The sequence below is a fragment of the Paraclostridium sp. genome (assembly GCF_051656405.1).
In the GTDB taxonomy this organism is placed as follows: Bacteria; Bacillota; Clostridia; order Peptostreptococcales; family Peptostreptococcaceae; genus Paraclostridium.
Window position 1 is genome coordinate 1 of sequence record NZ_JBOGBV010000004.1, and the last position, 15,856, is coordinate 15,856.

Here is a 15,856-nt window from a genome sequence, read left to right on the forward strand (position 1 = left end):
TTAAGTAAAGAATTTATAATGTACTCAATACTAATAGGTTTTTTAATAGTGATATCTATAGTGGACTATTATACAATGTATATATACGATATAACTACGATTAGTGGTATAATAGTTCAAGGATTTATTATATTGATAACAAGAGGAATAATAATAGATCATTTGATGGGATTGGTATTTGGATTTATGATTCCGTATGTAGTGGTTAAAATAACGAAAGGTGTAGGCTCAGGAGATATAGGAGTCTATGCTTTGTGCTGTTTTTGTATAGGAATAGAAAAGTGTATATACATAATACCTATATCTTTTGTAATTGGGGGTATATATGGCATGTATATGTTGATTACGAAAAAGAAGCGTATAGGATCATATATTCCTCTTGCGCCATGGATTTCTTTAGGTACATTGACTGTGATATTTTTAGAACAAAACAGTATGTTACTAATATAAAAATTTTAAAGCAATTTTTAAATTGAAACAAGATATAAGGAGGAATGAAAATGTATGTAATAGTAGGATTAGGAAATCCAGGAAAACAATATGAAAACACAAGACATAACGTTGGATTTAATGTTATAGATATTTTGGCAAAGGAATATGGCATAAGCGTAACGAAAATAAAACATAAGGCGCTTATAGGTGAAGGTAGAGTAGGAACTGAAAAAGTCTTATTGGTAAAACCACAAACTTATATGAATTTAAGTGGAGAAACTTTAATTGATATATATAATTACTATAAAGTAGATTCAGAAAATATAGTTGTTATATATGATGATATAGACTTAGATGTTGGAAAAATAAGAATAAGAAAAAAAGGTAGTGGCGGAACTCATAATGGAATGAAATCTATTTTAAAGTGTTTAGGGACTAATGAATTTCCAAGAATTAGAGTTGGAGTATCAAAGCCAAGACCAGGACAGGACTTAGCAGATTTTGTACTATCTAGATTTAGAAAAGAAGAGTCAGAAGATATTCAAGATGGCTTAGAAAAAGCAGCTAAATCTGTGGATTGCATGATTAGAGAAAATATAGATTTAGCAATGAATAAATATAATGGTTAGGTTATAAGGGGGATTTGAATATGTCTGATATTTTTATATCTCCTTTGCAAAATTCTAAAGAATATAAAGACATAATAAATAATATTGAAAATAATAAAAGTGCATTGCTTGTAAACGGATTATTGCAAGCTCAGAAATCCAATATAGCTTACTCTATATTTAGTGATTTAAAGAAGCAAATTTTATATGTTGCAAATACTGATTTAGAAGCTAAAAAAGTATATGAAGATTTATGTTTTTATATGAAGGATAAAGTGGACTATTTAAGTTCACAAGATATCTATTTTTATCATTTAGATGCAAAGGATAGAAATGAAGAAGCAAAAAAATTAAAAGTACTTTTAAAGATGATAGGCAGAGAGAATACAATTATAGTTACATCTGCAGAAGCTATACTTAGAAAGTATATACCTAAAGATATTTTAAAGAAAAATATTTTTACCTATAAAATAGGAGATGCAGTAGATTTAGACGAATTATCAAAAAAGCTAGTTTCTTTAGGATATGAAAGAGTGTCTAAAATAGAAGGTTTTGGACAGTTCAGTGTTAGAGGTGGAATAATAGATATATTCTCTTTAGAATATGATACACCTATACGTATAGAACTATTTGATGATGAAATTGAATCTATAAGAACTTTTGATGTTTTTACTCAAAAATCTATAAAAAAAATAAAAAAATGTACAATAACACCATCAAGGGAATTTATATACCCTGAAGATGTGAATGCTACTATTGAGAAAATAAAAAAAGATACTCATAAATTTACGGATGACGATGTATATAAACGTTTAGATAATATAGCTAGCAAAACGTATTTTGAAGGTGTAGAAAATTATATAGATTATATGTATGAGGAAGAAAACAAAAGTATTTTTACTTACTTAAAAGAAGACGCAATAGTATTTATAAATGATTTATCTCGTTTGAAAGAAAGATGTGAAAACTATACATCAGAGTTTAAAGAAAATTATAAGTTAAATCTAGAAAGAGGATTAGCTTTAAAAGAACAAGGTAAATTGCTTTATCATTATTCAGATTTAGAATATTTAGTAGAAGAGAAAAAATTGATATTAAATATGCTATTAACTAAAGCTGTTAAAGAATTTAATATAGGAAGCATAGTTAACTTTGAAAGTAGAGAAATACCTACTTTTAATGGAAAGATAGACATTTTAGCAGAAGAGTTAAATAGATTAAAATATAATGGACATAAAATTATTTTAGCAACTAACACTTATGATAGAGCTAAAAAGTTAAACAAGGAACTATTAAATTTAGGAACAGAAAGTATTTTATCTAGAAAAAGAGATATAGATATTCAATCATCACAAATTGTTATAGTTGTAGGTAATATAACTTCAGGTTTCCAATATAAGTCTATAAAATTTGATGTTATAACCGATAAAGAAATGATAGGCTCAAACAAAAGAGCTAAAACAGTGAAAACTAAAAAATCTAATAAAGGTCAAAAGATAGAAAGTTTCTTAGATTTAAATGTAGGAGACTATGTTGTACATGAAAATAGCGGTGTTGGTAGATATGTAGGTATAGATCAACTAAGTGTGAATGGTGTAAAAAAAGACTATATGAGAGTTGTATACCAAGGTGGAGATAATTTATATGTACCTATAGACCAAATGGATAAGATACAGAAATTTATAGGATCAGATACAGAAAAAATTAAATTAAATAAACTTGGTAGTAATGAATGGTCAAAGGCTAAAGCTAAAGTAAAAAAAGAAATAGAAGACATGACCAAAGATTTAGTAGAACTATATGCAAGAAGAGAAAAAATAAAAGGATACAAATTTAGCAAAGATACTTTATGGCAAGGTGAATTTGAAACTTTATTCCCTTATCAAGAAACAGATGACCAAATAAAAGCTATAGAAGAAACTAAAAAGGATATGGAGTCTAACAAGGTAATGGATAGACTTATATGTGGCGATGTTGGTTATGGAAAGACAGAGGTAGCTATAAGAGCAATTTTTAAGGCTTGTATGGACCAAAAGCAAGTTGCAGTATTAGTTCCTACTACAATACTTGCTCAGCAGCATTACAATACATTTAGGGCTAGGTTTGAAAATTACCCTATAAGAGTTGAAGTATTAAGTAGATTTAAGACTCCAAAAGAGCAAAAACAAATAATTGAGGATGCTAGAAAAGGATTGGTAGATGTAATTATAGGAACTCATAGAATAATATCTAAAGATATAGATCTTCCTAATTTAGGTTTAGTGGTAATTGATGAAGAACAAAGATTTGGTGTAAAACATAAGGAATCTTTAAAAAAGATAAAATCAACAGTAGATGTTTTAACATTATCAGCAACACCTATCCCTAGAACTTTACACATGTCTTTAAGTGGAATAAGAGATATGAGTGTTATAGAAGAACCACCTCAAGAGAGATATCCAGTTATAACATATGTTGTAGAAGGTAAAGAGAGTATAATACAAGATGAGATAGAAAGAGAAATTGCTAGGGATGGACAAGTATTTTTTGTATATAATAGAGTTGAAAGAATAGATGAAATGGCAAGTATGATTCAAAAATTAGTTCCAGATGCTAAAATAGCTGTTGCTCATGGAAGGATGACTGGTAAAGAGTTAGAAAATATTATATTAGGATTTTTAAATAAAGAATATAATGTTCTTGTATGTACAACTATAATAGAAACTGGGATGGATATATCTAATGCTAATACCATGATAGTTTATGATGCTGATAAAATGGGATTAGCCCAACTATATCAGCTAAGGGGTAGAGTTGGAAGAAGTAATAGGCAAGGATATGCTTACTTTATGTATGAAAAGGATAAAGTTTTAAGTGAGATTGCAGAAAAAAGATTAAAAGCCATCAAAGAGTTTACAGAGTTTGGATCAGGATTTAAAATTGCTATGAGGGACTTAGAAATTAGAGGAGCTGGAAATATACTAGGTCCACAACAACATGGACATATGGCTGTCATTGGATATGATTTATATGTTAAAATGTTAAATGATGCAATAAGAAAAGTAAAAGGAGAAATAGTAGAGGAAGAAATAGATGTAGAAATAGATTTACCTGTAAATGCATACATTCCTGATAGCTATATAGAAGATGAAATTATAAAAATCGAAATGTACAAAAAAATTGCTTCTATAGAAAATGAAGAAGATTTAAATGATATAAAAGATGAATTAGAGGATAGATTCTCTGATATTCCGAAGTCTGTAAATGCGCTTATGTCTATTGCGTACATGAAAACATTATGTAAAAAGTTAGGTATAGAAAAAGTTAGAATGGCAAAAGATGAAATTATTCTTTTACCACAAACGAGATACAAAACTAAGGAAAAAAATGGATATAAGATAATTTTAGAATTAGAAAATATACTTGAGCAAATGTGTAATTCAAAAAAATAAAAAATTAGAGAGGATGTTGAAATTGAAAAAAATAATATCGTTAATAATGGTAGTTCTTTTAGGGGTAGCGATGACTGCGTGTGGTAATGAAAAACCTGTAGCAGTTGTAAATGGAGTTGAAATAACTGCATCTGATTATAAAAAAACAGTTGAAACTTATAAAGAATCTATTTCTAAAATGTATGGTAAGGATTTATGGGATCAAGAAATTAAAGAGGGTGTAAAATACAAAGATGAAATGAAAAAGGCTATTTTACAACAAATGGTACAAGAGCAAGTTATATACCAACAAGCAAAAAAAGATAAATTAGAAGCTAAACAATCAGAAGTTGATAAGCAATTTAAACAATTAAAAGAAAGTGTAAAGCAAGATAAAGATTATGAAAAATTCTTAAAAGACAATGGTATTGATGATGAATTTTTAAAATCTCAATTAGAAAAAGATATAACTATACAAAACTTTAAAAATAACTTTGATAAAAATACAAAAATAACTGAAGCTGAAATGAAAAAGTATTATGAAGAAAACAAAAAAAATTATGTGGATGATGAAGTTAAAGCATCTCACATATTAATATCAACAGTTGATCAAAAGACTAACAAACCTCTTTCAGAGGAAAAACAGAAAGAAGCTAAGAAAAAAGCTGATGATCTTTATGAAAAAGTTAAGGCAGGAGGAGATTTTGCTAAGATTGCTAAAGAAAATTCAGATGATAAAGGTTCTGCAGCTAAAGGTGGAGATTTAGGATTCTTCTCAAAAGGTCAAATGGTTCCAGAATTTGAAAAAGCTGCATTTGCAATGGATAAAGGTGATATATCTAATGTAGTAAAAACTCAATATGGATATCATATAATAAAAGTAACTGATAAAAAATATAAAGAATATACATTTGATGAAGTTAAAGATAACATAAAACAAAACTTATTATATCAAAAATATACTGAAAAAGTTAAACAGTTAACAGATAAAGCAGACGTTGAAACAAATGAAAAAGAAGCTTTAAAAATTAACATATAAAAAAAACCTATACCATTATTATAATGGTATAGGTTTTTTTTGTATATTTTTCTTAACGTTGGTAAAAATAAGTTCAAAGTTACTAATGGAGGTATTAATCTGATATGAGAGCTACAGGAATAGTTAGAAGAATAGATGACCTTGGAAGAGTTGTTATACCAAAGGAAATAAGAAAAACTCTAAGAATTAGAGAAGGAGATCCTTTAGAAATATTTACAGCTAAAGATGGAGAAGTAATATTAAAAAAATACTCTCCAATTGGAGAGCTTAATGAATTTTCTCAAGAATACGCAGAAACTTTGGGAGAAACTTTAGGTCATGGAGTTGTGGTAACAGATTTAGATTCAATAATAGCTGTATCTAAACTACCTAAAAAAGATTACAAAGAAAAAAGTATAAGTAGGGAATTAGAAGATCTTATAGAAAATAGAATTTCTACTCATGTAAAAGATAACAAATTAGTTGCACTATACAAAGACGATTCTATGGACTATAAAATGCAAATAATAATGCCTATAGTTAGCTCATCTGGAGATTGTATAGGATCTATAGGCTTAGTGTCTAAGGATGAAGCAGGGCTAAATGAAAGTGATGAGAAACTACTTAAAGTGGCAGCTAATTTTTTAGGTAAACAAGTTCAATAGTATTTTTTAAAAGACCCTTTAATTAAAGGGTCTTTTAAAGTTTGCAAGGTAATTATTGAATCTACAATAGCATATATGTTATATTAGAGTTTGTTATACAACATAATATGGAGGGGAATTATGAGTAACAATAAGGGAAAAGACTCATTCTTGAAAGGGGCATTAATACTAGGATTAGCAGGAATCTTAGTTAAAATAATAGGTGCATTTTTCAGAATACCTTTGGGGAATTTAATAGGTGCAGAAGGTATGGGATATTATCAAGCAGCATATCCTGTGTATACTTTATTTTTAACTTTAGCAACTGCAGGTTTTCCAACTGCTCTAGCTAAATTGGTTTCGGAAAAAATGGCTATAGGTAATTATAAAGGGGCACATAAAGTTTTTAAAGTATCTTACTCGGTGCTTTCAATAACTGGGTTTGTAGCGTTTTGTATATTTTTCTTTGGAGCAGACTTTATAGTAAATGATATAATGAAAAATCCAGGCGCAAAATATGCAATGATTGCTATTTCACCAGCCCTTTTATTTGTACCAGTAATGTCATCTTATAGAGGATATTTTCAAGGAAGAAGAGAAATGACTCATATAGCTATTTCTCAGATAAGTGAACAACTTTTTAGAGTTATATTAGGAATAACGCTAGCTTACCTTTTTATGTACAGTCTTGGGCCAAACCCTGGACCAGAACAAGGTGCAGCAGGTGCCATAATGGGTGCAACTATAGGTGCTATAGCATCTATTATATATTTAATTTTAGCTTATTTATTTAAGTTGAAAACTATAAAAAGAGAAATAAAATCAAGTAAAAAATTTAGGGAAGAAAGTGTATCTAGAATACTTAAAAAATTACTTGTAGTAGCAGTACCTATAACTATAGGGGCTTCTGTTATGCCGTTAGTAAATATGATAGATACTGTAATTGTTATAAGGAGATTAGTAGAAGCTGGTTTTAGCCAAACTGAGGCAAATGTAATGTTTGGGCAATTAACAGGAATGGCTATGGCTATAATCAACTTACCAGCAGTTATAACCGTTGCTATGAGTATGAGTTTAGTACCAACAATATCACAAGCTTACGCTGTAGGAAATAGAGCTAAAGCGATAAAAGAAACTAAAAGTGCTATAAAAGTAACCTTAATGATTGTTTTACCAGCAGCTTTTGGTATTGCGTCTTTAGCACATCCTATAATGAAACTTTTATATCCATCACAGCCATCTTCTGTTGGAACTATACTATTATTTTTAACACCTTGTGTAGTATTTTTAGGACTTATACAGAGTTTAAATGGTATACTTCAAGGAATGGGAAAACCGATTGTTCCTGTTATTTGTTTAGTGATAGGAATGGCTTTTAAAATAGCAATTAGTTACACTTTAACAGCAATACCAGAGATAAATGTTATAGGTTCTGCATTAGGGACTGTAACTGCTTATTTCGTAGCTGCTATGCTTGAACTAATTTACATAAAAAAGGCAATGAATATGAGACTGTCAGTTAAAACATTCTTTATAAAACCATTAATAATTGTATTGATTATGTTTATATCAGTAAAATTAAGTTATAGTTTTATGGTAGGAATGTTAGGAAATGCTTTATCGACTGTAGTATCAATAGCTATTGGAGGTATAATTTATATAATTTTTACAATAGCATTAGGTGGAATAAGAAAAAAAGAATTATTAAGTATGCCTAAAGGAGATAAAGTTTATAAAGTTCTTAAAAAGCTAAAACTTATGAAATAATGTATATATATATGAAAATAAAGGAAATACTTACAAAAGTAATTTCCTTTATTTTCACATGATAAGGAGAATTTTATATGGGAAAAATAACTATAGTAGGTCTTGGACCAGGAGAATATTCTTTAATAAGCCAAGGGGCTTTAGATGTTTTAAAAAATAGCTCTAGAGTTTTTCTTAGAACAGAGAAACATCCTATAATTGATAAGTTAAAGAATGAGATAAAATATACATCTTTAGATAATTTTTATAATCAAGATGAAAACTTTGATAATGTTTATAACAATATATCGAATTTTATAATTGAAGAATCACAAAATGGAGATCTTGTATATGCAGTACCTGGACATCCTAGGGTTGCAGAAAAGACTGTAGGCATAATTGCTGGGATTGCGCATAGAAAAGGCGTAGAAGTGGAAATAATAGCTTCTATGAGCTTTGTAGATGCTATGTTTAACTATTTAGAAGTTGATCCATCGGAGGGATTTAAATTAGTAGATGCATTTGAAATTGAAAATAGCTATATAGATACAAATACTAGCATGATAATTACTCAAATTTATGATAGATTTATAGCATCAAATGTAAAGCTAGCATTAATGGAAAATTATGATGATGAACAAGAAATATGTATAGTAAAAGCTGCAGGTGTTAAAGATTTAGAAAGCAAAAAGTATGTTAAATTATATGAACTTGATAGAAATGACAATGAATTTGATTATTTAACAAGTTTATATATTCCAAAATCTGATAAAACTATGTATAATACAGTAAAAGATCTAGAAAATATAGTTGAACAGCTTAGAGGAGAAAATGGATGTGATTGGGATAAGAAACAAACACATAAATCTCTCAAATCTCATATAATTGAAGAAGCATATGAACTTGGACAAGCTATAGATAATGATGATATTGATGAAATGATAGAAGAACTAGGTGATATTTTACTTCATGTTGTTTTTCACTCACAAATAGGTAAAGAGGAAGGCTACTTCGATTTAAAAGAAATTACTAATAGTATTTGTGAAAAATTAATATTTAGACATCCTCATGTATTTAAAAATGAAGAAGTGGATATGAATACATATGACAAAACTTGGGAAGAGTTAAAAAAGAAGGAAAAAGGTGAATCTACGGTAACAGAAGGATTGAAAAGAATTCCAAATAGTTTACCGGCACTAACAAAGGCTAAAAAAGTACAATATAAGGCATCTTTGGTAGGGTTTGACTGGGATGATATTGACGATGTTTTTAAAAAAATTGTAGAAGAATATAAAGAATTACTTGACGAACACAAACAAGGAAATATAAAATACATAAAGGAAGAGCTAGGAGATTTACTATTCTCCATAGTTAATCTTGCTAGATTTTTAGATATAAATCCAGAAGAAGCATTGAACTTGACTACTGAAAAATTTGTAAATAGATTTGAATTTATAGAAAACAGATCTATAAGTTTAAATAAACAATTAGAAGATATGTCATTAGAAGAGATGGATGAAATTTGGAATGAATCTAAAAAAATTTAGTAAGCAGAAGGTATTTTGTTAAAAATCTAGAATTTTATCTAATATTGATTATAAAATTCTATAATATAAACTTTTAGGAGGTAAGTAACGTGAATAAAGCTGAATTAGTAGCAAAAATGGCAGAAAAGAGTGAATTAACAAAGAAGGAAGCAGAAGCAGCATTAAATGCTTTCATGAAATCAGTTGAAGAAGCATTAGTATCAGGAGAAAAAGTTCAATTAGTAGGATTTGGAACTTTCGAAACTAGAGAAAGAGCAGCAAGACAAGGAAGAAACCCAAGAAACCCAGAAGAAGTTATAGATATACCAGCTTCTAAGGCACCAGTTTTCAAAGCTGGAAAGGGATTAAAAGATATAATAAATGGATAATTTTATTTATATTTAAAAGTGTGGATTTTCCACACTTTTTCTATATAAGGAGGTTTTCATAGATGAGATTAGATAAATTTTTAAAAGTTTCAAGAATAATAAAAAGAAGAACAGTGGCTAAAGAGGCTTGTGATAAAGGTATAGTTACTATAAACGGTAAGTTAGCTAAATCATCATCAGAAGTTAATACAGGCGATATTCTTGAAATTCAATTTGGTGAAAAACTAATGAAATTTGAAATAAAAGAAATAAAAGAGCATGTATTAAAAAATGATGCTAAAGAAATGTTTGAGATAATAGAATAAATTTTAAATATCCCTCGTATATTTATATTAGGTTAATTATAAAGATTTAATATGGAGGGATATTATGGAACATAGTATAAGCTTAAACAATCGATCAAGTTTAACTATTTCTGGAGTAGAGCATATATACTCTTTCAATGATAAAAAAGTAGAAATAAGAACTACATCTGGAGATATGATTGTAGATGGAGAAAATTTAGACATGAGTAAGCTTAGTATAGACGAAAAAGTTATTACTGTGACAGGCACTATAAATGGAATAAATTACAGTAAAGCTAAGGAAACTCAAGAAAATTTCTTTAAGAAGTTATTTAAATAATGATACCATTCACTCAGGACCTCGGAGCATTTTTTGCAACAATATATGGTGGAATATTTATAGGGGTTTTATTTGATCTATACAGAGCTTTTAAACAAAACTTTAATATAATAAAAATTTTCTCGGTTTTTTATGATGTATTATTTTGGATAATTGTAACTTTGCTTGTTTTTGTAACTATAAATGTTATAGAATCTTTTGATTTAAGATATTATCATTTCATTGCTTTATTTATAGGATTTATTATTTATTATAATACTATCAGTAAATTTATACTAAAAGTATTAAATAAGTCAATAGGATTTGTTATTAACACTATAAGGCGAATTTTGGTATGTACGTGCAAGATTTCGGTTAATTTGTATTACGTTATAATCTACTCAATACACTTATTATTTGATACTATATTTTATATACCTAATTTAATTTTAAGAATGGCGATATTCATGAAATATAAGTTAGGTAAGTTAAAAAGAGTAAAAGTTAAATCGTAAGGGGAGAGATTATGAACAAAAGAAAAAAATTTTTAGGTCAATATCTAATTGTTGGAATGTTTTTATCTTTTTTAGTAATGTCACTTATAGGTGGGTTTACGACTCAAATTTTTAAATCTGTTAAATATAATAATGAAATTGCTTCTTTGAAAAAAGAAATAAAAGACACAGAAAAAGAGATTAAAGGATTAAAAGAATCCAAGAAAAGCTTAGATGATGATAAATATGTAGAGGACATAGCCAGAAATAGATTGAAAATGGTAAAGCCAAATGAAATAATATATGTAGATATAAATAGAGGAAGTAATTAATTACTTCCTCTATTTATATCTACATTTTTTAAATTACATTAATAGGAGGTTAGTTAATTGAAATTAGGAGCTATAGATATAGGAACAAATTCGATGAGATTATTAGTTGCAGATTATATAGATGGCAAACTTTTAAATAGAGAAAAGTTTGTAAACACGACTAGAATTGGACAAGGTGTAGACAGTGAAGGTTACATATCAAAAGAAGCTATAGAAAGAAATATTGAAGCTTTAAAGGAGTTTTCAGTTTTAGCGAAATCTAAAGGTTGTAAAAAAGTATATTGTATAGGTACATCGGCATTAAGAGATAGCAAAAATAAATTGGATTTTGTGAATAGAGCAAAAAAAGAATTAAATATAGATGTAGATATAATAACTGGAGAAGAGGAGTCTAATTTAGGCTTTGCAGGGATTTTACAGGGGTTAGAAGATAAAGAGAGTATATTAGCTATAGATATAGGAGGAGGGTCTACAGAATTTATTTTAGGAGGTTCTGAAGGGATTGAATTCTGTAAAAGTGAAAATGTTGGAGCTTTAAGAATGACTGAAAAATTTTTAAAGCATGATCCTATATCTGGAATAGAGTTTGAAAATATGGAAAAGTTTATATTTGAAACTATAAATAAAACTCTCAATACATTAAAAAAAGAAAATATAAAATCAGTAGTTGGTATCGGAGGGACAATAACTTCTGTTTCAGCTATGAATCAGGAATTAGAAACATATTCTATGGAAAAAATCCATGAAAGTGAAATATGCAAAAAAGATTTAGATAATATTTTACAAAATTTAAAAAAGATGACATTAAATGATAAGAAAAACTTAAAAGGGCTACAACCAAAAAGAGCGGATATTATAACAGCTGGTGTAGCAATTTTAAATTTAATAATGAAAAACTTAGAAAAAGAAAAAATTATAGTAAGTGAGTACGATAATTTGGAAGGGTTATTATGTCAAAACGCAAAAAAAATGTCTTAATATTATGATGTATTAGCTACCTATTATGACAAAAAAGATATCTCCCATTTGTTACAATTTCAGTATGAAAATAACAGGGGGAGGTTTTTTTATGGAAAGAAGTATAGCGGTTAATAAAAGAAATTTAGTTTTTAAAAATATAGGACAAGTTAATTTTTTAGATACAAATACACTTGTTTTATGTCTATTTGGATTTTTACTTAGTAGAGCCATGGTTGTGGATAATATAGCCCCATTGGGTGTAGCTTTTTTCTTATGTGTATCTATTATAGATAAGTATAAATTTCCTGTATTTATAGCTACTTTAGCAGGGACAGTATTATCGTTTAATCAAGTACCCAATATTATAAAATACTCAATTTGTATAATTATTATTCAAATCGTTTCTAGTCATATTAAAAATATAAAATCGATAAATAAGATATCAATTATAGGAACATTAATAATGATTCCTATATCTATTGGACAAGCTCTTATATTTGGAAGTTACGTATATAATTTAAGTATAGCTTTAGTTGAATGTATTCTAATGTTTGTTGGAACGTATATTTTTTCTTATGGAGTAGCTGTTATAAATAAAAGGGCTTCAAGGACTGTCACCTCTAATGAAGAAATAGTAGCTTTAACAATTATTGTAATCTTTAGCATAATGGGAATAGGGGAAGTATCTTTGCTTGGGATATCTATTAGAAATGTTTTAACAACAATGACTATATTAATATTATCTATTACAGGTGGTGCAGCACTAGGTGCATCTAGTGGAGTTATAATTGGATTAGTTTACTTTATAAATAATCTTGTATCTAGTATGTATATGGGTATTTATGCATTTGCGGGACTGATTTCAGGTGGATTTAATAAAGTTAATAAGTATTTAAGTATAGCAGGATATATAGTAGGTTGGAGTTTGATTTATATTTATACATCTGGAATAGGATCTAATATTATGGAAGTCAGAGATATTTTGATAGCTAGTGTATTAGTAATACTTATTCCTGATAAGGTAATAAAAGGAATAGAAAAAACTATAAGAGGTAATGGTGGTCTTAAAGATGGAGTTGAAGATTATTTAGCTAGGAATAGAGAAATAACTAATAATAGATTAAGAGGGATGTATAAAACCTATTCAGACTTAGCAAATACTTTTGATAGAGTAAGGGAAAAAGAAAAAATATTAGATCAGAAAGATATCGCACACATAATAGATATGGTACATAATGATGAGTGTAAAAGTTGTGGAATGAGAAGAAGATGCTGGGATTCAAAATTTAATTACACTTATACAATGCTGAATAGAATATTAGAAGAGTTAGAGGATAGTGGTGAAATTTATTTAGAAAATATACCTATTGATTTTAAAAAGGATTGTATAAAACCTGAAAGTATTGTTAAGGCATCTAATTATTATTATAAGATGTTTGCATTAGATTATAGTTGGGAACAAAAATTTTCTGAAAATAGGAAATTAGTAGCAAATCAAATAAGATACATGTCTAAATCAATTGAAAGCATGGCTAAAGAATTAGATAAAGATATAACATTCGATATGGAGATGGAAAAAAATTTGCTTGTTGAATTAGATAGAAATAATATAAATGTAAAAAAACTTAATTATATATCTACAGACAGCGATGGTTTTGAAGTTTTGATAGAAAAAGAAACTTGCAATGATAATAAATTATGTGAAAGAAAAATAACTAATATTATATCTAATGTTTTAGGAGAAGAGTTAGTTGCAAGGAAAGTTGGATGTACTTGTACAGGAGGGCAATGCAAAATAAAATTAACTAAAAGACAAGAATTTAAAATTGCAACGGAAGTTTCGAATATGTCTAAAGATGGATATATAATTTCTGGAGATAATTACACTTATATGGAAGTCTCAGATGGTAAATATATGGTAGCTATAAGTGATGGAATGGGTAAAGGAAGAAAGGCATATGAAGAATCATCTGTAACTATAGATATATTAGAGAATATGATGGATTCTAACATAGATGAAGAAATAATAATCGACACTATAAATAATATATTAATGCTTAAATCATCAGATGAGATGTTTTCGACATTAGACTTAGGAATCGTTGACTTAAATAAGGGAGTATTAAATACTATTAAAATGGGAGCTTGTTCAACTTATATAAAAAGAAGTAATGGAGAAATAGAGCTTATATCTAGTGCTTCGTTGCCAGTAGGAATACTATCAGATATAAATATAGACAGAGATAGTAGGAAATTAAAAGATGGAGATTATATAATTATGGTTTCTGATGGAATTGTTGATGCTGGGAAAAACAAAAATTTAGGTGACAATTGGCTTATATATTTTTTAAAAGGATTAGAGACGACTAATCCAAAAGAAATTTCAAATGAAATTTTAAATAGAGCTCTTGATATACAAAATAATAATATTCATGATGATATGACGGTACTTGTGAGTAAAGTATTTAAACATTAAACCCATAAATCCACAAGTTATACACAAAATGTTAATAAAATGTGGATAAAGTGTGGATATATATATAGGATTTAAAGCTGTGAATATGTTGAAAATACAATATTCGACAAAATATGTACAAATTTAAAAATAATTCAAACAATTTTTACTAGAAAGTAGTATTCTGAAAATAAATAAATATCAACAAAAAAATATAAAAAATGTTAATAACTATGTATAATATGTGGATAATTAAAGAATAAAATGTATAAATAAAAAAAATTTGTATAAAATATGTTGAAAAATTAACATTTTAAATATGTGAATATGTTGATAATTATGTGGATAATTTTCAAAATACTTATTTTCCAAAAACTGAATAATATAAATTCAAAAAGCCATCCTAATACTAATAATCTTAGTGAAAGGATGGCTTTTTATGGGGAAAAATATGTATAGAGTAATAACTATAGTCATTGCAGTTATATTATTTGCATCTATTTTATTAAAACGAGATATAAATGGAAATAGTGAAGCTCTCAGTGAAAAAGCACTTGAAATGATAAATGATACTAGTAAAAAAGAACCTTCTAAAAATGATAAAAAAGAAGAAGAAAAAAAACCAACAAAATTTACTACTTGGGATATATCCAAATTATACAAGAGTAATAATGATTGGAAAAAAAATCTAAGTAAATTTAGTAAAGAAACTAAAGAGCTAGAAAATTATGTGGGAAAAGTAACAAAATCTCAAAAACATCTACTATATGCATTAAATATAAAAGAAGAATTAGATTCCAAATTAGAAAAATTAAGTGCATATGTATCTTTAAATAGTGATATTAATAATAAATCATATGATTATTTAAATATGAATGAAAGTTTGAATAAAGTATATAAGGAATACAGTTTTATTTGCTCTAATTTAGAATTAGAAATTTTAAAACTATCAAATAAAGATTTTAAAGATATTATGAAAAATGAAAAAATATCGAGTAAATATAGTATGTATTTAAATGATATTAGAAGGAATAAAAAGCATTATCTAAATTCTAAGGAAGAAGAAATGTTAAGTAATATAAGTGATATAGCTTCTTTACCTAAAGAAGTATATGATCTTTTTATGAATATGGATAAAAAATCAAACTTAAATCCATCACAATATTCATTAGCACTAGAAAGTTCTAATCGAGAAGAAAGAAAAAAAGCTTATGAAAATGAATCTCTACAGTACAATGA

14 protein-coding genes and 1 pseudogene are annotated in these 15,856 nt (G+C 27.4%); all 15 read left to right on the forward strand.

Translation table 11 applies throughout. The features are described 5' to 3' along the window. Window positions 1-450, forward strand: a 450-nt coding sequence (locus tag ACRDDE_RS00655) for a prepilin peptidase (protein ID WP_438624834.1), incomplete at its 5' end; no start/stop codon positions are given. A 50-nt stretch (window positions 451-500) separates the two neighbouring features. Further along, window positions 501-1,061 (forward strand): aminoacyl-tRNA hydrolase, encoded by a 561-nt coding sequence (gene pth, locus ACRDDE_RS00660; RefSeq protein ID WP_438624836.1) that lies wholly within the window; start codon window positions 501-503, stop codon window positions 1,059-1,061. Window positions 1,062-1,081: 20 nt separating this feature from the next. Continuing rightward, window positions 1,082-4,471, forward strand: coding sequence for a transcription-repair coupling factor (gene mfd / locus ACRDDE_RS00665; RefSeq protein ID WP_438624837.1), 3,390 nt, complete (start codon window positions 1,082-1,084; stop codon window positions 4,469-4,471). Window positions 4,472-4,484: 13 nt separating this feature from the next. Next, window positions 4,485-5,489 (forward strand): peptidylprolyl isomerase, encoded by a 1,005-nt coding sequence (locus tag ACRDDE_RS00670; protein ID WP_438624839.1) that lies wholly within the window; start codon window positions 4,485-4,487, stop codon window positions 5,487-5,489. A gap of 104 nt (window positions 5,490-5,593) precedes the next feature. Next, window positions 5,594-6,133: a stage V sporulation T C-terminal domain-containing protein gene (locus ACRDDE_RS00675; protein WP_438624841.1), complete on the forward strand. Its 540-nt coding sequence runs from the start codon at window positions 5,594-5,596 to the stop codon at window positions 6,131-6,133. 120 nt (window positions 6,134-6,253) lie between these two features. Then, window positions 6,254-7,879, forward strand: coding sequence for a putative polysaccharide biosynthesis protein (locus ACRDDE_RS00680; protein ID WP_438624843.1), 1,626 nt, complete (start codon window positions 6,254-6,256; stop codon window positions 7,877-7,879). Window positions 7,880-7,956: 77 nt separating this feature from the next. After that, window positions 7,957-9,405, forward strand: a complete 1,449-nt coding sequence (gene mazG / locus ACRDDE_RS00685) for a nucleoside triphosphate pyrophosphohydrolase (protein ID WP_438624845.1) — start codon at window positions 7,957-7,959, stop codon at window positions 9,403-9,405. Window positions 9,406-9,494: 89 nt separating this feature from the next. Next, the gene (locus ACRDDE_RS00690) at window positions 9,495-9,773 is read left to right on the forward strand and encodes an HU family DNA-binding protein (RefSeq protein WP_021430423.1); all 279 of its coding nucleotides are present in this window, start codon (window positions 9,495-9,497) and stop codon (window positions 9,771-9,773) included. 62 nt (window positions 9,774-9,835) lie between these two features. Further along, a complete protein-coding gene (locus ACRDDE_RS00695) occupies window positions 9,836-10,078 on the forward strand; it encodes an RNA-binding S4 domain-containing protein (RefSeq protein ID WP_438624847.1) in 243 nt (80 codons plus the stop codon). Between the two features lie 64 nt (window positions 10,079-10,142). Then, complete coding sequence (gene yabP / locus ACRDDE_RS00700; protein ID WP_406966771.1) at window positions 10,143-10,397, forward strand: sporulation protein YabP; 255 nt, start codon at window positions 10,143-10,145, stop codon at window positions 10,395-10,397. Next, a complete protein-coding gene (yabQ, locus tag ACRDDE_RS00705; protein WP_438624850.1) occupies window positions 10,397-10,891 on the forward strand; it encodes a spore cortex biosynthesis protein YabQ in 495 nt (164 codons plus the stop codon). The genes yabP and yabQ overlap by 1 nt, the downstream gene beginning before the upstream one ends. Window positions 10,892-10,902: 11 nt before the next feature. Then, window positions 10,903-11,202 carry an FtsB family cell division protein gene (locus ACRDDE_RS00710; RefSeq protein WP_220795939.1) on the forward strand — a complete coding sequence of 100 codons (300 nt, stop codon included), beginning with the start codon at window positions 10,903-10,905 and terminating at the stop codon, window positions 11,200-11,202. 57 nt (window positions 11,203-11,259) lie between these two features. Then, window positions 11,260-12,180, forward strand: a complete 921-nt coding sequence (locus ACRDDE_RS00715) for a Ppx/GppA phosphatase family protein (RefSeq protein ID WP_438624852.1) — start codon at window positions 11,260-11,262, stop codon at window positions 12,178-12,180. Between the two features lie 91 nt (window positions 12,181-12,271). Then, window positions 12,272-14,638, forward strand: coding sequence for a stage II sporulation protein E (gene spoIIE, locus ACRDDE_RS00720; RefSeq protein ID WP_438624854.1), 2,367 nt, complete (start codon window positions 12,272-12,274; stop codon window positions 14,636-14,638). A 418-nt stretch (window positions 14,639-15,056) separates the two neighbouring features. Continuing rightward, window positions 15,057-15,856 (forward strand): annotated as a pseudogene (locus ACRDDE_RS00725) (oligoendopeptidase F); the annotation flags it as partial.

Bases quoted from the DNA above. Each gene is read 5' to 3' on its own strand.
- pth (WP_438624836.1), top strand. From the start codon at position 501: ATGTATGTAATAGTAGGATTAGGAAATCCAGGAAAACAATATGAAAAC.
- mfd (WP_438624837.1), top strand. From the start codon at position 1,082: ATGTCTGATATTTTTATATCTCCTTTGCAAAATTCTAAAGAATATAAA.
- ACRDDE_RS00670 (WP_438624839.1), top strand. From the start codon at position 4,485: ATGTTGAAATTGAAAAAAATAATATCGTTAATAATGGTAGTTCTTTTA.
- ACRDDE_RS00675 (WP_438624841.1), top strand. From the start codon at position 5,594: ATGAGAGCTACAGGAATAGTTAGAAGAATAGATGACCTTGGAAGAGTT.
- ACRDDE_RS00680 (WP_438624843.1), top strand. From the start codon at position 6,254: ATGAGTAACAATAAGGGAAAAGACTCATTCTTGAAAGGGGCATTAATA.
- mazG (WP_438624845.1), top strand. From the start codon at position 7,957: ATGGGAAAAATAACTATAGTAGGTCTTGGACCAGGAGAATATTCTTTA.
- ACRDDE_RS00695 (WP_438624847.1), top strand. From the start codon at position 9,836: ATGAGATTAGATAAATTTTTAAAAGTTTCAAGAATAATAAAAAGAAGA.
- yabP (WP_406966771.1), top strand. From the start codon at position 10,143: ATGGAACATAGTATAAGCTTAAACAATCGATCAAGTTTAACTATTTCT.
- yabQ (WP_438624850.1), top strand. From the start codon at position 10,397: ATGATACCATTCACTCAGGACCTCGGAGCATTTTTTGCAACAATATAT.
- ACRDDE_RS00710 (WP_220795939.1), top strand. From the start codon at position 10,903: ATGAACAAAAGAAAAAAATTTTTAGGTCAATATCTAATTGTTGGAATG.
- spoIIE (WP_438624854.1), top strand. From the start codon at position 12,272: ATGGAAAGAAGTATAGCGGTTAATAAAAGAAATTTAGTTTTTAAAAAT.